The sequence below is a fragment of the Colwellia sp. BRX8-9 genome (genome assembly GCF_014077245.1).
GTDB lineage: Bacteria > Pseudomonadota > Gammaproteobacteria > Enterobacterales > Alteromonadaceae > Colwellia_A.
Map to the genome: position 1 here is coordinate 103,100 of NZ_JACGVN010000005.1, position 23,797 is coordinate 126,896.

The 23,797-nt window shown below is 37.9% G+C and carries 20 protein-coding genes; 9 read left to right on the forward strand and 11 right to left on the reverse strand.

Features of this window, described 5'->3' with window-relative positions:
- Positions 1-26 precede the first annotated feature (26 nt).
- Together H4J70_RS05805 and lpxL are read right to left on the reverse strand one after the other, a co-directional pair.
- Complete coding sequence (locus H4J70_RS05805) at positions 27-707, reverse strand: TcpQ domain-containing protein (protein WP_182216477.1); 681 nt, start codon at positions 705-707, stop codon at positions 27-29.
- Between the two features lie 116 nt (positions 708-823).
- On the reverse strand, positions 824-1,762 hold the full coding sequence (gene lpxL, locus H4J70_RS05810) for an LpxL/LpxP family Kdo(2)-lipid IV(A) lauroyl/palmitoleoyl acyltransferase (RefSeq protein ID WP_182244215.1): 939 nt from the start codon (positions 1,760-1,762) through the stop codon (positions 824-826).
- Positions 1,763-1,846: 84 nt separating this feature from the next.
- Between lpxL and hldE the strand changes: the two genes are divergently transcribed.
- Entirely contained in the window at positions 1,847-3,271 is a 1,425-nt protein-coding gene (hldE, locus tag H4J70_RS05815) for a bifunctional D-glycero-beta-D-manno-heptose-7-phosphate kinase/D-glycero-beta-D-manno-heptose 1-phosphate adenylyltransferase HldE (protein ID WP_182216480.1), read from the forward strand.
- 118 nt (positions 3,272-3,389) lie between these two features.
- Here the strand turns inward: hldE and rdgC are convergent, their stop codons facing one another.
- Positions 3,390-4,310 (reverse strand): recombination-associated protein RdgC, encoded by a 921-nt coding sequence (gene rdgC, locus H4J70_RS05820; protein WP_070375929.1) that lies wholly within the window; start codon positions 4,308-4,310, stop codon positions 3,390-3,392.
- A gap of 135 nt (positions 4,311-4,445) precedes the next feature.
- Complete coding sequence (locus H4J70_RS05825; protein WP_182216481.1) at positions 4,446-6,191, reverse strand: HAMP domain-containing sensor histidine kinase; 1,746 nt, start codon at positions 6,189-6,191, stop codon at positions 4,446-4,448.
- A 318-nt stretch (positions 6,192-6,509) separates the two neighbouring features.
- Between H4J70_RS05825 and H4J70_RS05830 the strand changes: the two genes are divergently transcribed.
- The 4 genes from H4J70_RS05830 (at position 6,510) to H4J70_RS05845 (ending at position 11,109) form a co-directional block, all read left to right on the forward strand.
- Positions 6,510-7,436 carry a porin gene (locus tag H4J70_RS05830; RefSeq protein ID WP_182216483.1) on the forward strand — a complete coding sequence of 309 codons (927 nt, stop codon included), beginning with the start codon at positions 6,510-6,512 and terminating at the stop codon, positions 7,434-7,436.
- Positions 7,437-7,633: 197 nt separating this feature from the next.
- Positions 7,634-8,335 (forward strand): phosphate regulon transcriptional regulator PhoB, encoded by a 702-nt coding sequence (gene phoB / locus H4J70_RS05835; protein WP_182250770.1) that lies wholly within the window; start codon positions 7,634-7,636, stop codon positions 8,333-8,335.
- Between the two features lie 48 nt (positions 8,336-8,383).
- Positions 8,384-9,679, forward strand: coding sequence for a phosphate regulon sensor histidine kinase PhoR (gene phoR, locus H4J70_RS05840; RefSeq protein WP_182230256.1), 1,296 nt, complete (start codon positions 8,384-8,386; stop codon positions 9,677-9,679).
- Positions 9,680-10,143: 464 nt separating this feature from the next.
- The gene (locus H4J70_RS05845) at positions 10,144-11,109 is read left to right on the forward strand and encodes a PstS family phosphate ABC transporter substrate-binding protein (RefSeq protein WP_182216486.1); all 966 of its coding nucleotides are present in this window, start codon (positions 10,144-10,146) and stop codon (positions 11,107-11,109) included.
- Between the two features lie 341 nt (positions 11,110-11,450).
- On the opposite strand, the gene H4J70_RS05850 is transcribed toward H4J70_RS05845, so the two are convergent.
- The 4 genes from H4J70_RS05850 to H4J70_RS05865 all read right to left on the reverse strand — a co-directional run bounded on the left by H4J70_RS05850 (position 11,451) and on the right by H4J70_RS05865 (position 15,728).
- Positions 11,451-11,948, reverse strand: coding sequence for a glycine cleavage system protein R (locus tag H4J70_RS05850; protein ID WP_182221844.1), 498 nt, complete (start codon positions 11,946-11,948; stop codon positions 11,451-11,453).
- A 36-nt stretch (positions 11,949-11,984) separates the two neighbouring features.
- Positions 11,985-12,365, reverse strand: a complete 381-nt coding sequence (locus H4J70_RS05855) for a PilZ domain-containing protein (RefSeq protein WP_070375936.1) — start codon at positions 12,363-12,365, stop codon at positions 11,985-11,987.
- A gap of 157 nt (positions 12,366-12,522) precedes the next feature.
- A complete protein-coding gene (gene ettA, locus H4J70_RS05860; RefSeq protein ID WP_070375937.1) occupies positions 12,523-14,202 on the reverse strand; it encodes an energy-dependent translational throttle protein EttA in 1,680 nt (559 codons plus the stop codon).
- 209 nt (positions 14,203-14,411) lie between these two features.
- Positions 14,412-15,728, reverse strand: coding sequence for a leucine-rich repeat-containing protein kinase family protein (locus H4J70_RS05865; RefSeq protein ID WP_182250771.1), 1,317 nt, complete (start codon positions 15,726-15,728; stop codon positions 14,412-14,414).
- 272 nt (positions 15,729-16,000) lie between these two features.
- Here H4J70_RS05865 and H4J70_RS05870 point away from each other — a divergent pair, with 272 nt between their 5' ends.
- Together H4J70_RS05870 and H4J70_RS05875 are read left to right on the forward strand one after the other, a co-directional pair.
- Entirely contained in the window at positions 16,001-16,456 is a 456-nt protein-coding gene (locus tag H4J70_RS05870; RefSeq protein WP_182230254.1) for a hypothetical protein, read from the forward strand.
- Positions 16,457-16,610: 154 nt separating this feature from the next.
- Entirely contained in the window at positions 16,611-18,212 is a 1,602-nt protein-coding gene (locus H4J70_RS05875; protein ID WP_182230253.1) for a YdiU family protein, read from the forward strand.
- Between the two features lie 128 nt (positions 18,213-18,340).
- Here H4J70_RS05875 and H4J70_RS05880 read toward each other — a convergent pair whose 3' ends face one another.
- The 3 genes from H4J70_RS05880 to H4J70_RS05890 form a co-directional block, all read right to left on the reverse strand.
- Entirely contained in the window at positions 18,341-19,522 is a 1,182-nt protein-coding gene (locus H4J70_RS05880) for a chorismate mutase (protein ID WP_146796287.1), read from the reverse strand.
- Positions 19,523-19,722: 200 nt separating this feature from the next.
- On the reverse strand, positions 19,723-20,115 hold the full coding sequence (locus tag H4J70_RS05885) for an MAPEG family protein (protein WP_070375942.1): 393 nt from the start codon (positions 20,113-20,115) through the stop codon (positions 19,723-19,725).
- 52 nt (positions 20,116-20,167) lie between these two features.
- Positions 20,168-22,579, reverse strand: coding sequence for a penicillin acylase family protein (locus H4J70_RS05890; RefSeq protein ID WP_182230252.1), 2,412 nt, complete (start codon positions 22,577-22,579; stop codon positions 20,168-20,170).
- A gap of 182 nt (positions 22,580-22,761) precedes the next feature.
- On the opposite strand from H4J70_RS05890, the gene H4J70_RS05895 reads away from it, so the two are divergent.
- Both H4J70_RS05895 and H4J70_RS05900 read left to right on the forward strand, forming a co-directional pair.
- The gene (locus H4J70_RS05895; protein WP_182216498.1) at positions 22,762-23,313 is read left to right on the forward strand and encodes a DUF2058 domain-containing protein; all 552 of its coding nucleotides are present in this window, start codon (positions 22,762-22,764) and stop codon (positions 23,311-23,313) included.
- Positions 23,314-23,434: 121 nt separating this feature from the next.
- Positions 23,435-23,797 (forward strand): glutaredoxin, encoded by a 363-nt coding sequence (locus H4J70_RS05900; protein WP_182216499.1) that lies wholly within the window; start codon positions 23,435-23,437, stop codon positions 23,795-23,797.

The following is a 23,797-nucleotide window of genomic DNA, read 5'->3' on the forward strand; positions in this document are numbered from 1 at the left end:
TCTGATAACTACAAAAACGTTATTATTTAGCGTCTTTGAGACTTTTGCGGTAATAAAATACACTCTTCATCTAGGTAGGGTATATCCAAATCAATCAGTACAATGGCTCGTTGTTGATGACAAAAATAGACCTTAATACCTTCGCGAAAGTGTCCTTCAACCGCTTTACCAACTTGGTAAGCTGTTTTGATGATTTCTTTATTAATACGAAAAGGGTCTTTGACCAAAAAATCTCTATTTAACCACCAAATAACTTCTAAACCCTCACTATTTGCATATTCTGAAAGTTTTTGAAAGAGTGTTTCACCTAAGCGAAATGGGTGGTTTTCATTGGTGCCACGCCAATTTTTTCGTAAGGGACGTGTGACCATGCGCCGAGCTTCTAGCAGTTTGACAATGTCACCCGTTGGCTCTTGCAAGTAAACTATATTATTGCGAATTTTTGGACCTGAACTGCCATCGTCACCATGTAAGTTGGCGTAAAAGCGAGATAAACCATCTGCCGCCGCATTGTTACTTTTTATTTTTGAAGTCGATGACTCTGATGCCAGAACGGCTTTATCTGCTGGTTTAATTGGCGCAACTTCTGCTGTTGCCTGGGTATCATCCGACAAAGAAGAAAATAGCTCTTCTTGGTTATCAAATAATAAAAAAGCTAAAGCAATTAGAATTGAGCCAAAAATAATGTTGCGTAACCAAAAGTTCATATAAGGCTTTCTTAGTTATGAGGCCATATGGAAAATTCCAGTATGGTGTACCTATAATAAATACTACCATACTGAAAAGTTGTTATTTATACAATGCTGATGATTTCAACCATGACTTATTTGTAAAGTGAAGGGTCATCTTCATTAGGTCTTGTTTTAAAACGTCGATGTAACCACATATATTGTTCGGGCTTAAACATAATGGCTTTCTCTAGCTCTTGGTTGATGCGAATAACGTCAGCCTCGTCATTATCGGTAGGGAAATTCTCCATCATTGGCTTTATTTCTAAAGTGTATCCGCTGCCATCATCATTTCTGGTCGGTATGAGTATGTGACTTTGTACGTTTTTCTGGCGAGCAAAAATTAATGTACCCGTGGTTGTTGCAGCGTCAGGTACAGCAAAAAAAGGCACAAATAAACTGCGATTTCGACCATAATCTTGATCGGGCAAATAAATACAAACTTCCTTATCACGTAGTGCCTTCATTAAGCCCTTAACGTCGCGCTTTCCCAACATGTATTTATTGGAGCGGCCACGACCTCTAAACTGAAAAAATTCCATTAGTTGATTATTGTGTGGGCGATAAAAAACCACCGTAGGGTGTCCAGTACCCATGCCACGACAGTTAATTTCTACACTTAAGTAGTGCATGGTTAAGAGTAAAACACCTTTACCTTCTCGATGGGCTTTTTCTAGGTGCTCAAGGCCAACAATCTTTGTTTTTCGTCTAACTCGCCAATCTGGCCACCACCAGCCCATGCCGGTTTCAAATAAGGCGATGCCGGTATTTTCAAAGTTTTTCTTTAAAATACGGGTACGTTCTTGTGCCGACATTTCTGGAAAACATAGTTGCAAGTTTTTCATCGCAACCGTTTTGCGACTTGAGCCTATTTTATACAGTAAGCGCCCGAGCATCCTGCCGAGCATTAATTGTAATTTATAAGGCAACCATGAAATGGTATAGAGAACAATTACCCCAAACCAAGTTAACCAATACTTAGGTAATAGGAAGGATATTTTAAAATCAGGTTGTAAAACTTTATTTTTACTCACGGGATGATGTCAACTCATTGAAATTCATGTGATACAATATTAACCATTATATCTGTATATCCATAAAGAGTTAAGAGGCATAGGATGAAAGTAGACATTCCCGCTTTTGAGCAAGCAAGTGTGTTGGTTGTTGGTGATATTATGTTAGATCGATATTGGTACGGTCCAACACATCGTATATCTCCAGAAGCCCCCGTTCCTGTTGTTAAAATTAATCAAGATGAACATCGCCCCGGCGGTGCGGCAAATGTTGCATTAAACATAGCTTCTATTGGTGGAAGAGCGACTCTTGTTGGCATTACTGGCGATGATGAAGCCGCTCAGCATTTGAAAAAAAAGCTATCAGCATTAAATATTAATTGTGAATTTGATCAACAAGCTAATATTCCCACGATCACTAAATTACGTGTAATGAGCCGAAATCAGCAGTTGATCCGCTTAGATTTTGAAGAGTCTCTTAGCGAAGTAAATAAAAAAGTACTTGAAGAAAAAGTAGCTGCTCAATTGGTTAATCATGACTTACTCTTGTTGTCTGATTATAGCAAAGGTACGTTATCTGAGGTTCAAAATTTAATTGCTATAGCTAAAAAGCAAGGGAAAGCTGTTTTAGTTGATCCCAAAGGTACCGACTTTGAACGCTATCGTGGTGCAACATTACTAACGCCCAATCTATCCGAATTTGAAGCTGTGGTTGGCGCATGTAAAACAGAAAATGATATTGTCACTAAAGGTCAGGCACTGTTAGTGCACCTTGATTTAGAAGCAATGTTAGTGACGCGCAGTGAACAAGGAATGACCTTGCTCCGTCGAGATCATGACGAATTCCATCTACCGACTCGAGCGCGTGAGGTCTATGATGTAACCGGTGCCGGTGATACGGTTATTGCGACACTTGCTTTGGCTATTGCAGCAAAAGCTGAATATACCCAAGCGAGTGCTTTAGCCAATATTGCTGCCGGTATTGTTGTTGGTAAATTGGGGACATCAACCGTGAGCGAGACCGAATTATTAGCTGAAATATCGACAGGGCAAGAAAGTGGTTTTGGTGTTGTCAGCGAAGAGCAATTAAAAATTGCGGTTAAATTAGCAAAAGCTCGTGGTGAAAATATTGTCATGACCAATGGCTGTTTTGATATTTTACATGCAGGCCATGTTTCGTATTTAGCCCATGCCGGTACTTTAGGCACTCGTTTGATTGTTGCTGTTAATGACGATGCTTCTGTAAAAAGATTAAAAGGCAGTGGACGACCGGTTAACCCTACCGACAGACGAATGGCAGTTTTAGCTGGTTTAGGCGCTGTTGACTGGGTAGTGAGTTTTTCAGAAGACACCCCTCAACGTATTATAAGCAACATTCTCCCCGATATATTAGTTAAAGGGGGGGATTATAAAGTTGAAGATATTGCTGGCGGTAAAGAAGTGATGGCCAATGGCGGCACAGTTAAAGTACTTAACTTTGAAGAAGGTATTTCCACGACCGATATCATCAACTCTATTCGTTTGAAGTAGTCTACCTATTTTAGCGGTATTATTAACTCGATTGATACTGAAGTAATAAAGTGAAGCAATGAAAAAGCAGCTATATTAGCTGCTTTTTTCTTTAGAGACATCAGTAACCTAAAGCGTATTAGCTCTCTAAGTAGTCTGTCGCTTTAACATTGAATTCAGCCAGTAAGTCATTAATCAAACGATTAATTTCTCCAGCCATTAAGGCAAAGTCTGCATCAAGTTTTGCTATAACGTCGTCACTATCGATATCGTCATTTTGTTCTTGTAAGACATCAAAAAACTTTAAACGCTTAATCGCTAGATCGTCACAAAGAATAAACGACATTGCTTCATCCCATTCAAGCGCTAATTTCACTACGTATTTATCAGCGTCTAAATGTGTTTTAATTTCATCGCTATCAAGATCTTGATTTTTAACACGAACTACCGCACCATCATCGCCTAAGGCATGAAACTCTGCTTCCATACCTAAAGTAAAGTTGTCTCCAATACTTTTCTCGTTTAACCAGTCAGTCATCAATTCATCAGGCGCTTTTTCTGGTGAAACACTTGTTACGGGTAAAGTACCAATAACTTTGCGCAACAAGGCTAATAAATCTTCAGCTTTACCGCGGCTACCTGAATTTACAACAATAAGGTTATGCTCAGCATTAATGTAAGCATGGGTATCGGTAACACGAGAAAACGCCCGAGGTAGTAGTTCAAAAATGATATCTTCTTTAAACTGTTCTCTTTCTTTTTTAGTTGCGCTGCGCGCTTGTTCAACTTCAAGTTGCGCAACTTTTGCTTCAATCATATCTTTTACAACGGGAGCAGGAAGAATTTTCTCTTCTTTTCTTGCGCAAACTAAAAGGTTACCGTTAGCGGCATGAACCGTTGAATGGCCATGTTTACCCAAAGCATTTACCCAACCAAAATGCGATTGCTCTGTTGACCCACAAGGGGTGAATAAATGTTCAGCTAAGTGTTTTTCTAATTGATCTTCTGATAATGCAAAAGGGCGAGTAAATGTGAAAAAGTATAGGTTTTTGAACCACATAGAAGTTTCCTGCGCCGCTGGAACACTAAGTGCACCGGCTGATAAATTTTAAAAGAGCAATATAGTAACTTAAATATCAGCTATTAGCACTTACTTGCAGAGTCTTACCGTTAAGATATCGCAATGAAGAATTTTTTAACGCATATCATTAAATTCAATATCATAGCTAAGACCTTGTCCAACCTCAGAATGTGCGACTATTGTGCCATTCAATGTATCAGTAACTAATTCGTTAATGATATGAGTGCCTAAGCCTGTGCCTCCAGTACCACTTTTGGTGGTATAAAAAGGGTCAAATATTTGTGGCAATTTATTTTGAGGAACACCAACACCATTATCTTGGTAATGCAGATGTAGCCGTTCACCTTTTAGTTTTGCACTTATGGTAATCATGCCATTCTCTATACCATCAAAGCCATGGATAATAGAATTAATTATTAGGTTAGTAAATATTTGTGATATTGCCCCCGCATGGCAATAAATATCAATATTATCAACACAGTTTACGTTAACCGTATGTTTGGTTTTCTTTAATTTTGGCTGTAAAGATTGAATAATTTCATTTAGGTATTGTGCAACGTTAATCTTGCGTGTTTTATTACTTGTTTGATCAACAGCAACTTGTTTATAACTGGTGATCAAATCAGATGCGCGATTAAGATTGTTAAAGAGTAAATGTAAACTTTGGTCAGCATTTTTAGTGAAGTCATCTAATGAACGTTTGGTTAATTTTTGGTTGTCGACATCATTTTTTAATGAATTTAATAAATCTGATAAATAACTGGTTGAGGTAATACTGACACCAATAGGGGTATTAATTTCATGGGATATTTCAGCGGATAATTTTCCTAAAATAGCCATTTTTTCTGCATCAAGTAAACGTTCTTGCGCTTTTTTGAGTTCTAGAATCGAGTTTTTTAATTCTTGATTGGTCTTTGTTAAGGTTTGTTCTGTTTGGCTGCGGCGAATATTTTCTGCTTTTAACTGTTTTTGTTGCTCGATAAGTTCACGCTGTTGTTTATTCATTTCAAGCATGGTGGTACTTAGCGATGACGTTTTTTTAGCGACTTCTTGTTCTAATATTAAATTTTGATCGTCAAGTTTATGATTTGCCATTAATATCTCTTGCTTGGCGGTACTCAGTCGATTTTGATATTGCACCAGCTCATCGAGCAGATTGTTGTAAGCTCTTTGTAAAATGTTCAGCTCGTTATTTTCATAATTCATGGTATGAAGCTTTGATGCTTCGGGATCATCTATATCAAAATGGTTGATTTGTTCAGTAAGTTCATTAAGCGGATTTGTTAATAAGCTGGAAAAGGCGAGAGAAAATAAAATAACTAACGCGGCTGTTTTTACCATCGCATTACCGATTAAAAAATATATACCAACTTCAATACGATCGAAAATCACTTCATTACTTGATAAGAGAACGACGGTCCCCACTTTTGTTGTTCGACCAGAAAACTCAAAGATGAGTTGAAACGAATGGCCAAATAATCCTTCAGAAAAAGAGCTAATGGCAGTAGATTCACTATTTAAGGTTACTTTATCGGGTTGATTAAAAAGTTCACCCTCAGAAAACTCACCTAATTGTGCAATGATTTGGTCATTTTCATCGGTAACAACAATGCCTTTTATCATAGGAATGGCGACTAATCCCACAGCAATATCAACAGCTTGCTGTGTATTTAACTCCCAAACAGCACGTGTTAAACTGCTGCTAAATGTTTTTTCTAAGGTCAGTAACTCACTGTTTATGTGGCTCTTAGTGTTAATGTACTCAGCACCAATTTGCACGCAGGTGACAATAAAGGTTAAAACAAAATAAACCGAGAGCACTCGGGTCAATAGTTTTCGAGAAATGCTTGTTACCTTCATTTTATCTTCTTTATTATGATACCTAGCTTAATTCTAGACATTTTACGGTAGGTTAAAAGTATTTTCTGCTATAAGAATGATTTTTATTCAATATAAGGTGTTTTATCTCTTTTTAAAGGAAATAATTTTTTATTTAAAATTGCTGTGGCTTATACGAAGTCTTTCTTAGCTAAATTTATCAAATTGTCATAAACTTTTAAAAAATAATTCATAATGTCACAAAAATGTCATATAAATTAGGCAGAATATGCGGCAAATAATTAGTTAATTTAAATCGTTCTTAATATAAAAGACTCTGTCACCCAATAAGGTATATATATGAAAATTTCTTACAGCACTCTTGCAGCGGCATTATTATCAACTCTTTCTGTATCAGCGTTTGCTGGTGATGTTGATATCTATGGTAAAGCCAATGTTACAGTTCAGTCATCAGATGACGGTACTGGTACTTACTCTGAAGTTAAAAGTAACGCTTCACGTATAGGTTTTAAAGGTGGTCAAGATTTGGGTAATGGCCTTGAAGTTATTTTTAAAGCAGAGTTTCAAGTCGACCTTGATGGTGATAGTGACAAGGGTGATAGCATTACTGACCGTAATCAATACATTGGCTTGAAAGGTAATTTTGGTGAAGTATTGTTAGGTATTAACGATACCGTATTAAAGCAGTCACAAGGCAAGGTTGACTTATTCAGTGATTTAAACGCAGATATTAAACAGCTCTGGAAAGGTGAGAACCGCATGAGCGACACGGTTACTTATAAATCACCTAAGGTTAACGGTTTTCAACTGGGTGTTACTTATATTGCAGAAGATGAGGTTGATGGACAAGATGGCACCTCAATGGCCCTTTTTTATGGTGATAAAGCGCTTAAAAAATCTAAGATTTATGCTGCTATCGCGGTAGACTCAGAAGTTAAAGGTTATGATGCGGCCCGTTTAACCGTGCAGGGTAAACTCGCTGGCTTTACCTTAGGTGCTATTGTTCACAGACAAGAAAAAGTTTCTGATGGCAGTGATGTCGAAGGTTTCTTGTTTTCAGCAAAATATGGCTTTGATAAAATTACAGTTAAAGGACAAGTACAAACGGCTAATTATGATGGCGGCGATCACCGTTCAGGTATGACCGTTGGCGCGGATTACGCCTTAGCGAAAAGTACTAAACTTTTTGCTTTTTACACGAGTTTTGATCTCGACAATGAAGCTGATCAAGATTACTTAGCGGCAGGCATAGAATACAAGTTTTAATTAATTACCGTATTGTAAAAATAAAAAAAGCGACTTTTGGTCGCTTTTTTTATAACTAGCGATGTAGATGAAGATCAATAAATTAAGCTTTTGGCATAAAGATAAATGAATTAAACTTGTTGTGTGTAATATAAATGTCATAAAAAGTTATCACAATGGTCAATAAGTAAAGTGTAGTTAGACAACGGGAAGTTTACATGAATAGACAAATATTGGTTGTTGAAGATGAAGCGCCGATCAGGGAAATGATTACTTTTGTATTAGAGAAAAATGGTTTTAATGCTATTGAAGCTGAAGATTACGAACAGGCAAAAGCAAAGATTGTTGAGCCTTATCCTGATTTGATTTTATTGGATTGGATGTTGCCAGGAGGCACAGGTGTTAAGCTTGCTAAATCATTAAAACAAAATGAATATACGCGGTCTATTCCTATTATAATGTTAACTGCCCGTGCCGATGAAGACGACAAGGTTAAAGGTTTTGATGCAGGTGTTGATGACTATGTTACTAAGCCATTTTCGCCAAAAGAGCTTATAGCACGTATCAAAGCTGTTATTCGCCGAGTTTCTCCTACCGCGCTAGAAGAAGCCATTGAATTTCATGGAATGAAACTTGACCCCATCGCCCACCGGGTTTCAATTAATGATCGGTCACTTGAGCTTGGACCAACGGAGTTTCGTTTATTACACTTTTTTATGACTCATACCGAGCGAGTCTATAGCCGTGAACAATTACTTGATAATGTTTGGGGGACGAATGTTTATGTGGAAGACCGAACGGTAGATGTTCATATTAGACGATTACGTAAAGCGATTACTGGCGAAGGGCATGAAGATTTTATTCAAACCGTTCGAGGCTCTGGCTACCGATTCTCCGGAAAGCTTAAAACGAGTGTGTAATACATAAGTATGCATTTTATTATTATATATAGGTAAAAACGACTCACTATGTATTTTCGTTTATCCGTAAAAAGTATTATCACGCGTTTACTGACTATATTGTCGGTAAGCGCGTTCTTTGGTTTTTTAATTGGCCAAACTCTCCTCGTACTCTGTATCAGTACCTTGGTTATTTTATGTTGGCATTATCACCATTTATTTAAACTTATTAAGTGGCTGTGGCTAAGTAAGTCACTCTCTCCTCCACAATCTGAAGGTATCTGGGGGAAAATATATGATGGCCTGTACCGACAAATTAGACAGCACCGCCACAAACAAAGACAGTTAAACGAAAGAATTAGAAAATTCAGGGATGGTGCTGAAGCATTACCTGATGCTGCCTTAGTCTTATCTGATGAACTGACTATTTTGTGGGGTAATAAAAAAGCTCAGCGCATTTTAGGCATTCGTTGGCCCAGTGATGTTGGTCAACGTATTGACAACCTCATCCGTTTTCCTGAATTCTCTAAATACCTAGAACTCGGTAATTTTGAACAACCCTGTCATATTATTTCACCCATTAACAGCGAATTACAGTTAGAGCTGCGCTTAATGGCTTATGGAAGTGACCAAGTACTCTTTCTTGCCCGAGACGTCAGTAAAATTAAAAGATTAGAAGAAATGCGGCGTGACTTTGTTGCCAATGTTTCTCATGAGCTCAAAACACCGCTTACCGTGGTGCGTGGTTATGTGGAAATGATACTGACCACTGAACATGCGCTCGAGCCTCATTGGCAAAAAGCTTTTTGCACTATTGAAACTCAAGTATCACGTATGGACCGCTTAGTAGAGCAGTTATTAGTTTTATCGCGTGTAGAAAATCATGCCGATGAAGAAAATAAACAATTTGTTGATATGCCTAAACTAATTAAAACATTGGTCGACGATGCCACTTGGCTCAACCAAGATAAACAACACAAAATTACTGCTGATCTTAATGATGACTTATGGATTGAAGGCATAGATACTGAATTGAAAAGTGCGTGTGTTAACTTAATATCTAATGCTATTGCTTACACGCCTGCCCATGGTTCTGTTCACATTTTATGGCAACGAAGTGGTAATAAGGCTAAGTTTTCCGTTAAAGATAATGGTCCTGGTATTCGTCCTGAACACGTTAACCGGATCACAGAACGATTCTTTAGAGTAGACAAGTCACGTTCTCGTGACACCGGTGGTTCAGGGTTAGGTCTATCAATTGTTAAACATGTTTTACATCACCATAATGCCGAATTAGCCATTGAAAGCGAGTGGGGTAAGGGTAGTGAGTTTATTATTTACTTTGAAGCATTAAATAAAAAATAATCTTCTGAACAGCACCTTATCTACTAGTGAATAAGGTGCTGATAGCGCTTTATTTGCTAAACGTGGCTTATTTACCAAGGTTAACTAACTTCAACACACGCTAAATTTTTATCATTATAATAATTATTGCCGCGGTATTTTTATCCTAATCTTTTATCTGAACATTCACGGCTTTAATGATGAACGCTATTATTTGATGTGTTAATTCTTATTTCGCCGTAAGTTCCAGTAATACTGCTCGTTATAAAGTCGTAGCTAGGGTCTAACTATTCCCCTTTATCTTTGAACGAAGGAGAGAAATTGATTAAATGTTGTTTATATACCCATATATTGATCACTGTAATATAAGTGTCATAAACCTTAAATATAATTGTCACATAAACTTTATATAGTGTTCATAAATTAATTAGCCCCAAACAAATTAATAATAATTTAATGGGACATCACTCTCAGTGGAGAATAACATGGGTTTTAAACGTGCTTTAGGCGTTATAGGTTTAGCAAGCTTGGTGAGTTTCTCATCATTAGCAATGGATAAAGATTTACCTGAATATAAAAAAGTCAGTGGTATTTCAGGTAACTTATCTTCAGTGGGTTCAGATACCTTAGCAAACATGATGACATTCTGGGCTGAAGAGTTTAAGCGCACTTACCCAAATGTGAATATACAAATTCAAGCCGCTGGTTCATCTACTGCGCCACCAGCATTAACAGAGGCCACTTCAAACTTAGGCCCTATGAGCCGTAAGATGAAGTCGCGTGAAATAGAAGCATTCGAAAAGCGTTACGGCTATAAGCCAATGGCTGTTCGTGTTGCTATTGACGCATTAGCGGTATTTGTTCATAAAGATAACCCTATTAAAGGATTACGTATTGATCAAGTTGATGCTATTTTCTCAAATAACCGAAAATGTGGTGCTGATAAAGATGCAGACCGTTGGGGCGACTTAGGTTTAACAGGTGACTGGGAAGCAAAAGACATTCAACTTTATGGTCGTAACTCAGTTTCTGGTACTTACGGTTACTTTAAAAAGAAAGCCCTTTGTAAAGGTGATTTTAAAAACACAGTTAATGAACAACCAGGCTCAGCTTCAGTTGTTCAATCAGTATCTTCTTCACTAAACGGTATTGGATATTCTGGTATCGGTTATACAACTTCAGGTGTTCGTGCTTTAGCTTTGTCTAAAAAAGGTGACAACTATGTTGAAGCTAATATGGCGAATGCTATATCGAAAAAATACCCACTATCTCGTTTCCTATACGTTTATGTAAATAAGCATCCAAACAAGCCATTAGCGCCAATGGATGCTGAATTTTTAACTATGGTACTTTCTAAGTCGGGTCAAAAGATTGTTGAGAAAGATGGTTATATTCCATTACCGAACTCAGTTGTTCAAAAAGAATTGAAAAAATTAGGTATTAAGCTTTAAGAAAAAGCACCAGTACCACTTTGAAAAGGCCTGGCTTATGTCGGGCCTTTTTGTTTCTATTGCACTGGTAAATCCCTAAAGGTTCATCAAAATCATTAGGTGAGGTAAGGCCATTTTCAGTTAATACTTATTTTTAGTTTTTTAGTTTAGTAGCTAGGAGTTAACAGTAATTTTACGTGAGCATTATTGAAGGGGAAAGAGGGGGAATCTTGTTTACTCGATCCTTTTTAACATTAGGGTTAAGCCAGTCTATGAATAAAATATCACGGGATTATCAAGCCCAAAGAAGTATTGATAAGTGGGCTAATAATACCGTGTAGATTAAGTTACTATTCAACAGATTAACGAGAAATATCAATCATTAAATCGTCAGCAAGATCTTCTAATGCATTTATTAAGCTTGGTGTTTGTTCTTTATTAACCGCTAAGGTTATTTTTGCTTTAAATAGTGGCTGGCCAGTATGTGGCGCATTATCTTGCTCGCTGACAAGCTTTATCATGTTACCGCCTTGATGGTGAATAACCGCAGATATTTCTTCTACAATACCTTCTCGATCGTTTGCTGTTAGCTCTAAAACTACCGGTGACTCATCGTTAATTTGGCTAGGGGTAGTCTTTTCGATAATGACTTTAAAACCGTCCAGTGTCGTAATTGCACGAGTTAGGGCTTCACATTGAGCTTGCGCTACCGCTATTTCAAGTACACCAGCAAAACAGCCGGACAAATGATGCAAACTACTGGTTTGCCAGTTACCTTGGTGTTGTTTAATGACTTTGGATAAGGTTTCGACTAAACCAGGACGGTCTTTGGTAATAAATGAAATAACTAAGTGATTCATAATGTTCCTCTATAAAGCAAGGCGATTGCCATCATATTAAGCAAGGCGTGATAATTGTGAAAGTTCTTTATGTAACTGGCTTTCATCACCTAAATTTAATTCAACTAACCGTCTTAAATGGGTCACACTGTCAATATCGATAGCATTACATTGCAAGCCTACTTCACACTGTAAGCCTAGCTTGTCATTTTCTTCATGAACGACAGCAATATGCATTTCAACGATCGATTCGCCATTAACTAAGTCAAAATGTAATAAGCCTAACTTACCTTTTAATGACTTTTCAGCTTTAGGCATAGTGACCAAAGCGCCATTAAGTGAAATGTCGTGGATAGTAACTGGATAATTCTGCTGTTCAACCTCTAATATCGCATTGATTGAAAACAAAACTCGCGTGAATTGACGTCTATTTTCCATTGCTTAAGTTCAAATTATAAATGGGTATCTTTAGCATAGCTCCCTTTTAGCAAAAAGGCACTTTATTCGTGTGGATTTTTATAAAACCACAAAAATAAAGTGCCGATAACTATTTAATAACTAATAGGTAATTTAAAAATTATCTATTAACTTTAGCTTAGCCAATTTTTTTGTATCTAATTCTGTGAGGCTCAGTAGCTGCAGGGCCCAATGTTTTCTTTAACCAAGCTTCATAGTCAGTAAAATTACCTTCATAGAAGTTAATTTTACCTTCATCACGGTAATCTAAAATGTGAGTTGCAATGCGATCAAGGAACCAACGGTCATGCGAGATAACCATGGCACAACCGGGGAACTCTAACAACGCTTCTTCAAGCGCACGTAAGGTTTCAACATCAAGATCGTTGGTTGGTTCATCAAGAAGTAATACGTTACCGCCGGTTTGCACTAGTTTAGCTAAATGAACTCGGTTACGTTCACCACCCGACAACTCACCGATGATCTTTTGTTGATCGTTACCTTTAAAGTTAAAACGGCTGACATAAGCACGGCTTGGAATTTCAAAATTACCAATTTGTAATATCTCATGGCCTTGAGATATTTCTTGGTAGACGGTTTTACTATTGTCCATGTCATCACGGAACTGATCTACACTGGCAAGTTTAACCGTATCACCTAGCTCTACATTACCCGAGTCTGGTTTTTCTGCGCCTGACATTATTTTAAACAATGTTGACTTACCTGCGCCGTTTGGTCCGATAATGCCAACAATAGCACCTTTTGGCACACTAAAACTTAAGTCATCAATGAGCACTCTGTCACCAAAAGATTTTGTTAAGTTATTAACATCTAAAACCTTATCCCCTAGACGAGGTCCAGGTGGAATGTAAAGTTCGTTGGTTTCATTACGTTTTTGATGATCTTGACTATTAAGCTCTTCAAAGCGCGCCATACGGGCTTTACTTTTTGATTGACGAGCTTTTGGATTTGAACGCACCCATTCAAGTTCTTGCTTAATGGTTTTTTGTAGTGCACTTTCACCTTTACTTTCTTGTGCAAGACGTGCGTCTTTTTGTTCTAGCCATGAAGAATAGTTACCTTCATAAGGAATACCGTGCCCTCTATCAAGCTCTAGAATCCAACCCGCTACATTATCAAGGAAGTATCTATCATGGGTAATTGCTACCACAGTGCCTGGGTAATCGTGTAAGAATCGCTCTAACCAAGCAACAGACTCAGCATCTAAATGGTTAGTTGGTTCATCAAGTAATAACATGTCTGGTTTTTCGAGCAATAAACGACAAAGCGCGACACGACGGCGTTCACCACCACTTAGTACCGCGATTTTTTGATCCCATTCAGGTAAGCGTAAAGCATCAGCCGCACGTTCTAAAACGTTATCAAGATTATGACCATCTTGCGCATTAATAATATCTTCTAAATCGCCTTGTTCTTTGGCTAAGGCATCAAAATCAGCGCCTTCTTCTGCATATTCGTTATAGACTTGGTCTAAACGAGCCATAGCATTTTTAACTTCAGCAACCCCTTCTTCAACAGCTTCACGCACTGTTTGGCTTTCATCAAGTTGAGGCTCTTGCGGTAAGTAACCAATTTTTGTACCGGCTAAAGACGTTGCTTCACCTTCAAAATCTTTATCAACACCTGCCATAATTCGAAGCAGCGTTGATTTACCTGAACCGTTTAAACCTAAAACACCAATTTTAACGCCAGGGAAAAATGAAAGACTAATATCTTTAAGTATTGTTCTTTTAGGTGGAACCACTTTTGATACGCGGTTCATCGACATGATAAATTTATCTGGTAATGGTTGTGCCATGAAAAACCTTATTATTTGAAGGAAAAATTAACTTGTCGATATTTTAGGTTAAAGGGGCTGGGCAAGCAAATGTGTTTGAATCGTTTTAGCGCTGGTGTTTAAAAAAAAAGCGGTTTGTAGATGATAAACTGGTTTTAAAAGAGAGCTTCTAAAACCAGTTATTCGATCTCACCGGTTATACACTTAATAATATGAATTAAAAAATCAGGTTAAACATGTACTTTTAATTGCTCAACGATAGCGATAAAGGTGGGTCTTTTAAACGTATCGGCTTGCATACAACGCTCTTTTATTATCAACAGCGCTTGGTATTGCGCAGTGTTTTCTAAATGAAGAGACAAAGGCAATAAATCATCTAATAAACAGCCTAAAGCTCTCACTTCTATCGCTTGCATTGCTTTTTGTTGTGTTGCAGGCAAAACCTTTAAGTTAGAAGCGGCGCCAAAATCACCAAACAGCATATTTGCGTTTTCATCGACCATAGTATTATGAGCATAGATATCACCATGGCTGACTTTATTTTCATGTAAATGACGTAAAGTATCAGCCATGCTAAGGACTATTTTTATTATCTGACTTGTTGTTAATGTGGCAGACTTAGGAAAAGTATCACGAGTACAGCTTGTTAACGAAGGGGGTAAACCTAAGTTATAAAAACGCTGAGGAATTAACTCCATAATTAAAGCAAGTTGCTCTTTCGACATGATTTTAGCAATGACTTTGATTAAGTTTTTATGTTCACCGGCTTGCAAGCAATTATTTAGTTCATCAATAGGGTAACCATCACTGGTTATTTCACCTTTAAAAATCTTTACTGCTATATCGTCATCTGAATCAATGGTGATAGGTTTAGTTAACCATGTTGCTTGATGAATTATCCCTGATGCGCCTTCACCTAATTTTTGTTTTAGTTGAAAGTCTTGCTGTGAAACACTTGTCATCTGATCAATCACTGGTTGAACACTGCGCGTTAACTTATTACCCGAAAAAGCTAGCCACGCCAATTTAGGTAGTTGAAAGAGCCAATCGGGAAGTGTGACTAATTGATTAGCCGAAAGACGTATTAATTCTAAATTTTTACAGTTCTGCATACTATCGGGCAGTTGCTGTAATTGATTGCCAGCCAATGCTAATTTTTGTAAACGGCTTAGCTTGCCGACTGAATGGGGTAGTGCTGATATTTTATTATCAGTTAATATCAACCAACGTGTTCCTGTTGGCAGCACGTCTTCATCTACTCGGCTTAATTGATTACCCTTGAAACTGATCATTTCTAGTTGTGGGCAAGCCGCTAAGACTTCAGGAATACTTTTAAAGTTATTATTAGTTAAAAATAATATCTTTAACTTCTTCATTGAAGAAAACTCACAGGGTAAAGCCGTTAATTTGTTATTTGCTAAGTCTAATACTTCAAGAGAGTTTGCTAATGAAAAGATTTTTTGCGGAAATTCAGTTAAATTCTCACTGAGGGTTAAATGCGTTATATCTGAATATTTACCTGAATTGAGCTGGGCTAATGTTTGCAAGATAAAGCCTAATAGGGCGCTAAAATTTGCCGCTATTTTACCGTTAAACTGAACTAAGCTAAAGTGCTTTAATATTTTTGGCGCTAAAATTTGCCGTTAAACTGAAATAAGCTAAAGCGCTTTAATATTTTTGGCGTAAATTGGCTGTCCTTATGCGAGTATGAATGATTGTTTCCTGTTTGGTTAACGTTAAAGCGATTATTGTCATAATGACTTAACTCCTTTATTAACCTTAGTTTACTCATTTACCTTTCGATAAAATAAGAGTCGCCATGTATAAAATACAAAAAACAATGATTATTACCAGTGTCGTGATAGCTTTTTTCGTTGGTGTTTCAGCGAACGCACAGCATTACCAACAAGATATCGATAAAAATAGTATTGTAACGTTTAAACAGGTTATGCAGGCATTGTTATCTGACACCAAGATGATCACACAAGGAATTATTTTAGAAGACTTTAGCCTTGTTGAAAGTGCAGCACAGGGGATTATTAATCACCCAAAACCGGCAATGTCGCAACGGAAAAAATTGATGAGAGCCTTAGGATCAAAAGTCGCTACATTTAAAGGTTTTGACAAAGTTGTTCATGGTGGCGCTATCAAAATTAAGCAAGCGGCCAAAGAAAAAAATATGGTTGTTATTGTCGCTGAATATCAAAAATTAATACTGGGTTGTCAATCTTGCCATAGCACTTTTAAAGCTTCACTGACGATAGCTTTGCAATAGTGAGTGCTAGCTTTTACCTGAGTAGATATTACTTTTTAATGATATTTATAAGTGAATAACCTAAATCAGCTTTTTGTTTGAAATGAATATTGCAATATAGAAACTGACAGTCAATAATTCCCTTTCAATTCTATTTTTCAATTAGTCGCTTATTTTGTCTTACTTAGATTTCAATATTGATAATAGCTTTTCTTCACAGTTACCTGAAGATTTAGAAGAGTCTATTTTTCCGCACCAAGTTCATGCCGCTGCTTTTTCTTGGGTATCGCCTAAAAGAACGTCAAATCCACAGTTGGTTACGACTAGTCGTGATGTTGCCTCAATATTAGGGTTAAGCGAAGAGCAGCTTAAAAGTGATGAATTTTTACAGTTGTTCACGGGGAATGTCGTGCCTGAAGAATTTGCCCCTTATGCGATGTGTTATGGCGGACACCAGTTTGGCCATTGGGCTGGACAATTAGGTGATGGCCGCGCCATTAACTTAGCTGAAGTAAACACCCCCTTAGATGGCCATAAAGTTCTCCAGCTAAAAGGTGCAGGACCAACACCGTTTTCACGAACGGCTGACGGCTTAGCGGTATTACGTTCATCGGTACGAGAGTTCTTATGTTCAGAAGCGATGTTTCATTTAGGTATTCCTACCACCCGAGCACTGAGTTTATCGTTAACCGGTGACAGTGTCGTTCGGGATATGTTTTATAACGGTAATGCGAAAGCTGAATTAGGCGCTGTTGTCTGTCGAGTGTCATCGTCATTTATGCGTTTTGGAAGTATTGAGCTACCGGCTTACCGTAAAGATAAGGCTTTGTTAAAGCAGCTCGTTGATTATTCGATAAAACGAGATTTTCCGCATTTATTAAATGACCACGAAAATGACTCGGTACAAGGTTACTTAGCTTGGTTTGATGAAATTGCCCAACGCACTTGTCGATTGATGGTGCATTGGATGCGGGTTGGTTTTGTTCATGGCGTAATGAATACCGACAATATGTCATTAATCGGTGAAACGATTGATTATGGTCCTTATGGTTGGATTGATAATTTTGATTTGTCTTGGACACCAAATACCACAGATGCCCAAGGTAAGCGTTACAGCTTCGGCAAACAGGGTGAAATTTCACAATGGAATTTATTTCAATTAGCGAACGCTATCTATCCATTGATAGAAGAATCTAAGCCACTAGAGGTGATATTAAATAATTACAGTAAAACGTATCAACAACAGTGGCATGAAATGATGTCGAATAAACTGGGTATTACGGCTGAAGATATAAACCATAAAGCGGACACAGCATTGTTTTTAGCACTTGAAACCTTGTTGGGTGATATAGAAACAGACATGACTATTTTTTATCGTTTACTGGCTGATTTTAGTTACGACAAAAAAGTTAAAGCAAATAACGTCAATCATTTTGCCGATTGTTTCTATCTAGACGAGCAGTTAACGCCACAGCATCAAGCACGTTTTTCTTCTTGGCTAGAAAGCTACGCTAATCGAATTCAGCACGACGAAAAAACAGCAGCACAAAGAAAAGCGGCGATGAATAAGGTGAACCCTAAATATGTATTGCGTAATTATTTAGCACAACAAGCCATTGAGCTTGCAGAGCAAGGTGATTTTAGTAAATTACATGAATTACAAAAGGTTCTGGAAAAACCTTATGATGAACAAGTTGAGTTTCATCATTACAGTGAGAAACGTCCTGAATGGGCGAGAAATAAGGCGGGTTGTTCGATGTTATCGTGCAGCTCTTAAAGCGTTGTTGAATAACGCTTAAAACTAAAACCTTACCGACCTGTGTTTTTCACGAGGTCGAGTAAGGTCAATATTGCTGGCGTAGAGACTTTATCAAAGCCATTAACTTAAAAGTTAAGCGACAACGGCTAAGCGTTTATCGCGCTACTTGGTACACTGGTTGGGCTAATATGTTCAATAGGATAACAGCCTAATATTTTAATGAAATTGGTAATTGAGGTTATTTCATTAATTGCCTCTTGCAGTACAGCACTCTTCAAATTGGCTTCAACATCAATATAAAACATTTCTTCCCATGGTCTCCCTTGAATAGGTCTAGATTCAAGTTTACACATGTTGATACCTTTTGCTTTTAAAATAATAAGACAATCAACTAAGGCACCTGCTTTTTGTCCTGTTGCCAAAATCAATGCCGTTTTAGCCGGGATTTGTTCAGCGACATCAATAGGTTTACGAGCGACTAAAATAAAGCGACTGTGATTTTCTGCTTGGTTAGCAATCGACTTTTCTAAAGCATGAAGCTTGTAGAGATGACCACCTTCTTCACTGCCAATAACGGCGACTGTAGGGTCTTGCAACTCATACGCTTGGGCCATTGCATCAGCGGTACTGTCACAATATTCGATGCGAATGTTTTTTTGTTTGTCGAGAAAATTACTGCACTGAGTAAAGGGTTGTCCGTGCGCGTAAATCGTTTTTATTTTGCTGAGTTGGGTATTTACTGCGGTTAATAAGCAGTGCTCAATAGGCTGAGTTATCTCACCAACAATTGACAAGTTAGTGTGTTGCAGGGCGTCATAAACTTCGTTAATACTACCTGAACTGGTATTTTCAATGGGCAGCATACCGTAATCTACATGGCCAGATTCGACTTGTTGCATAATTTCTTTGAAACTTTGGCAACCGTATTCATTGATTTTTGCTGCACGGCGTGAAAAATATCTATGACTGGCTAAATAGCTATAAGAGCCCTTATTACCTAGAAAAGCGACGCTAACCGTAGGCACTTGGATATTGGGGTTGGCCAATGTTTGTAAGTAGGCTTGTTGATTTAATACTGAATCTTCAATAATTGTTTGATAAACGCTGGTAACATAGTGAGCGTCTAAACCAAGCACTTTACCTTGGTTAATTAAACGTATTAATAATTCTTGCTCGCGTTGTTGATCGCGAACGGGGCGTATCTGATGCGCTTTACTTTTTGCAACACTGAGAGTGAGAGAACGGCGTTGAGCAAATAACTCTAATAATTGCTGGTCAAGTTTGGTTATTTTTTCACGAATTTTATTCAGATCTAAATCTTCACTCACAGTACTTCCACCCTATATATTATTTTCGAAAATGGTTAAAAAGAAAGAATCCTGATGTTTTAGTAAAGGAAAGTCATGAAGGCGACTAAAACAAGCTATTAGCTAGGATATATAGCATTACTTTAGCGAGGGCGAAGAAATTGTTCAAGCCTTTATTGCTAAAGGCTTGTATTAAAAAAATCTATAATAGAAATAGATTTTTAGCTTTGCGGAAAACATTGCCAAATAATGGCAAAAGAAGACACGGTTGCTACTCCCCAGACAATTGAGCGCAGTAGTCCAATATTGAATAAATATAATAAGTTGTAAGCCACTCGAGCGACAACGTGGGTAATTGCTAAGAAGGTTACACTGTCGGTTATTGTATTTGTGGTTATTGCGAGTAAAACCGCAGGGACAAAAATAATCAGTGATTCAAAAGCATTTTGGTGAGCGGCGAGTGCACGGGCTCCAAAGCCAGTTAGTTTTGCTTGTTGCGCACGCGGGTGGTTATTGTCATAACCATCGAGTTTACTCATAGCTATTGCGACAGGGGCTTTAGCTAAATAAGGCAATAGAGTGGCTGCAAATAAACACCAGATAAGAATCGTCATACTTTTCCTCTTTTTATATTGTAGATATTAATTTTAATGTTGAAAATTTAGCTTAATAGCTCAGTAATGTCAGTGTATATTTTGTCTCACCCGGTAAGAAAGGTGAGGGCTTTCCTTGTACCCAATCATCATGACCTAAACCATAATAAGGGCTCCACGGGTGGCCAGACTGGCTGGTTGGCATATGTAATATTCCTGAGGCCTCATGACCCGGTGAAACCACCATACGCTGAGAGGCACCAAAAGACTTTCCTTGGACACGAGGCATATAGCTATCGCCAGCAAGAGGTATTGGCAGCATATCTAACCAACGACCAATAAAGGGTATAGCGTTACTAAGTGGGTGTTGTATTTTACTGGTGTTTTGTTGCCCCCAAGTCGCTTTAGCCAATGGTTGGTCTTGGGTCATATCCGTTAAGGTGGTAGAGAGTGCTCGCTCAAAAACTTTTTGCCAGTTATCTTCGGGCAACCATAAAAAGTTGCTTGGTTGTTCATTAATCATTTGCCAAAGCGGTGTTTCTACTTGGTGGCGAATGGTGTGAAAAGAGTAGCCATTATCTAAGTGAGTTAAGTTTTCGTTGAGTAGGCTAAAAACATCATTACGCACATTCAAGCGAAAATTATTAACAAGGCGATAAGCAACCGAGTCTGTGCATGCACATAAATTATCAGTATTAAGGGTTTCTTTCACTGCTTGCCAACGCGGATGATTGATAATTGCGTCTGGTGTTAGTACTTTATCAATTAAAAATTTCTGCCAGCGTTTTAAAAAAATGGCGCGGTCATCCAGCGCAATATCAAGTAAGTTTTGTTCTGAAAATATCTCTTTTGCAAGCAATCCCTCTCTGATTTGTTGTGCCCTTGCACCAAGTGCATAACCGCCGTTGCCTAATTTTTCTAACATTTCCCCGCCAACCACACGAGCATTTGCGGTCCATAAACGATTATTTTGCGGATTTTTAATTTTAGGATACAGATCCGCTTTTAAATATCCCTGCCAATGATTGATACCGTCACCCCAATGTGTAGGCGTTTCGCCAAACGAGGAAGACTTTTTTGGAATAGGCCCCATGATTGTCCAGCCAATATTTCCCGCTTTATCTCCGACAACTAGATTTTGTGCCGGAATACCTGCATGGTTAGCAATGTTAAATGCCTCATCAACGCTAGTGGCTAATTCGAGTTGAGTTTGGTGCAGATTTACGGCTTGTACATCATGAGCAACCCAGCGATAAGCTAATAATTGTTGGCTGTTGTTCGTTCCTATAACTGGCCCCCAAATTGTTTCTTTGACTATGATTTCCTGCGCGTCTTGACCTTTTACCGCAATAACATGTTTATGCTCAGTAAAGTCTTGATAGCCTGCAGGTGTTAAGTATTGGCTCTTATCTGCATTGGTATCTAAAATAATTATATCGCTCCAATCGCCGTAACTATTAGTAAACCCCCATGCAATATTACCGTTACTGCCAGCAATGATATTAGGTGTTCCCGGGAGGGTCAGTCCTGTTACTTTGATGGCTTTATTGTTATCGCTTTGATATTCAAAGGTTGCCCGAAACCAAGTGTTTGGTACGCGTATTCCTAAATGCATATCGTTAGCAACAATAGCACTTCCTGTTTTACTTATTTCCCCCGATACCGCCCAGTTGTTTGAACCTGGGAACTCCTCACCTTGATACCTTTGCTCAGGTACATCTGTTACTAAATTTTGCACCGTATTAGCAGCTAAAGCATCTTGTTCAGATGAGGCTGAAGGCCATGCACGTGTTGGCATTTTACTTGATGGATATTGACTACCATCAATGGCTGCATCCCAGATACTGCCTTTAGGATTCAAAAATTTAAAGACATCTTCACCTAAGGTGTTTTTTATATTTCCTAAGGTTCTTTCACGGTCACCTGCCGCATATTGCAAGTCCATGTACATACTTAATACGGTTAATATGGTGTCTTCTTCTTGCCAAGAAACGGGAGCTTGTTGAAGTAATAAATATTCAAAAGGAGGTGAACTTAAATTATTTATGCCCTGATTCACACCACGGGTATAGGCTTTTAATAAGGCTAAATCTTTTTCAGGAAGTTGTGCAACTATGGCTCTAGCACGCTCACGAAAACGATGACGGCGGATCTCTTTATCATGTGGCAAGGCTTTTTCGCCAAATAAGCTGGCGAGTTCACCTGCTGAATTACGGCGCAGTAAGTCCATCTGAAAAAAACGTTCTTGGGCATGTATAAACCCTGTGGCGACTGCAACATCGTTACGTTTCTTCGCTTTTATGGTGACAATACCCTGACTATCGCGCTCAACAATGGCCGTATCACTCAAGCCAAGTAATGTTCGCTTTCCTTCAAGTACCGGTAACGCGCTATCAATTTGGCTGTAAATCCAAGTACCTAAACTTGTAACAACTAAAAATAAGATCAGCAAGAAACCAATTAATATATGTTTAAATCTATTCATAATGTGGTGTATTTAGGATATTTAGACGTGCTAGATTACCTTATTATTTATAAAGTTAACATTTAATGATAGAAGATTATTATCGGTTTATGTACAAAGAAAAGCCGAGCTACTTTTTTATTGCTATTTTTCCCGATAGAATAGCAACAATTACTATTGATAAACCTAATTAAGGAGTTTGTATGGCATCTTTACAAGATCAGCTATTAAAAGCAGGCTTAACGACTAAGCAAAAAGCGCGACAAGCAAATACAAGCCAGCGTAAATCAAATAAACAAAAACGCAGTGGCGTAGCAAAAGACGAAAGTTTACAAGAACAAGTAAAGCAAGACTTAGCTAAAGCTCAAAAAGAAAAATTGGCGAAAGACACCGCGCTCAATGAAGAAAAAAAGCAACAACTCGCCAACAAAGAAAAAATGCTACGCATCCAACAAATACTCGAACACCATCAAATAAAAAATGTTAGTGGTGAAACAGAATATAATTACACCTTTAACAGTAAAATTAAAAAGTTATTTGTTAACGCGGTTACCCATAGAGCTTTAGTTAATGGACGATTAGCGGTTTGTGGGTTAACCGAACAGAGTTATTTAGTGACAGCTGAAACCGCAGCAAAAGTAGCGACTTTAGATGCTAGTGTTATTTTAGTACAAAATGATAAAGTGGAAAGTGATTTAGTTGAAGCTGACGATCCTTATGCCGATTATCAAATTCCTGACGATATGATGTGGTAGATAGCCATTTGCGCGAAATGAAAGCAGTGTTAACCAAGTAGTTATGTTAAACTCGCGCAAAATTAGGGTGGCTGTTTTTAGACAGTCTAGTGTTTTTTTTTAAATAAAGAGAAGTTGATTTATGTTTATTGTTCGCTGGATTATTGGTCGTATTATCTTATTGTTAAATTTTGTTTTTTCACCGAGCGGCCCAAAAAGAACAACTCAATTGCAAGCTGAAATAGATACAAGCACACAACACTTGAGCTTATATCAATTACCCGCTTGTCCTTTTTGTGTGAAAGTTCGTCGTTCTATAAAACGCGATGGTTTAAATATCGAATTACGTAATATTAATCAAAATGAGAATTATCGTGAAGAGTTAATCAAAGAAGGTGGAAAACGTACGGTACCTTGTTTGAAAATCACTGATGAAAACCAAAAGGTTACTTGGTTATATGAATCTTCTGCTGTGGTTGATTATTTACATCAATTTGCCCGTTAA

Bases quoted from the DNA above. Each gene is read 5' to 3' on its own strand.
- H4J70_RS05895 (WP_182216498.1), top strand. From the start codon at position 22,762: ATGGCATCTTTACAAGATCAGCTATTAAAAGCAGGCTTAACGACTAAG.
- H4J70_RS05890 (WP_182230252.1), bottom strand. From the start codon at position 22,579: ATGAATAGATTTAAACATATATTAATTGGTTTCTTGCTGATCTTATTT.
- phoR (WP_182230256.1), top strand. From the start codon at position 8,384: ATGTATTTTCGTTTATCCGTAAAAAGTATTATCACGCGTTTACTGACT.
- H4J70_RS05850 (WP_182221844.1), bottom strand. From the start codon at position 11,948: ATGAATCACTTAGTTATTTCATTTATTACCAAAGACCGTCCTGGTTTA.
- H4J70_RS05870 (WP_182230254.1), top strand. From the start codon at position 16,001: ATGTATAAAATACAAAAAACAATGATTATTACCAGTGTCGTGATAGCT.
- H4J70_RS05900 (WP_182216499.1), top strand. From the start codon at position 23,435: ATGTTTATTGTTCGCTGGATTATTGGTCGTATTATCTTATTGTTAAAT.
- H4J70_RS05845 (WP_182216486.1), top strand. From the start codon at position 10,144: ATGGGTTTTAAACGTGCTTTAGGCGTTATAGGTTTAGCAAGCTTGGTG.
- H4J70_RS05855 (WP_070375936.1), bottom strand. From the start codon at position 12,365: ATGGAAAATAGACGTCAATTCACGCGAGTTTTGTTTTCAATCAATGCG.
- hldE (WP_182216480.1), top strand. From the start codon at position 1,847: ATGAAAGTAGACATTCCCGCTTTTGAGCAAGCAAGTGTGTTGGTTGTT.
- H4J70_RS05885 (WP_070375942.1), bottom strand. From the start codon at position 20,115: ATGACGATTCTTATCTGGTGTTTATTTGCAGCCACTCTATTGCCTTAT.
- H4J70_RS05805 (WP_182216477.1), bottom strand. From the start codon at position 707: ATGAACTTTTGGTTACGCAACATTATTTTTGGCTCAATTCTAATTGCT.
- ettA (WP_070375937.1), bottom strand. From the start codon at position 14,202: ATGGCACAACCATTACCAGATAAATTTATCATGTCGATGAACCGCGTA.
- H4J70_RS05825 (WP_182216481.1), bottom strand. From the start codon at position 6,191: ATGAAGGTAACAAGCATTTCTCGAAAACTATTGACCCGAGTGCTCTCG.
- H4J70_RS05830 (WP_182216483.1), top strand. From the start codon at position 6,510: ATGAAAATTTCTTACAGCACTCTTGCAGCGGCATTATTATCAACTCTT.
- phoB (WP_182250770.1), top strand. From the start codon at position 7,634: ATGAATAGACAAATATTGGTTGTTGAAGATGAAGCGCCGATCAGGGAA.
- rdgC (WP_070375929.1), bottom strand. From the start codon at position 4,310: ATGTGGTTCAAAAACCTATACTTTTTCACATTTACTCGCCCTTTTGCA.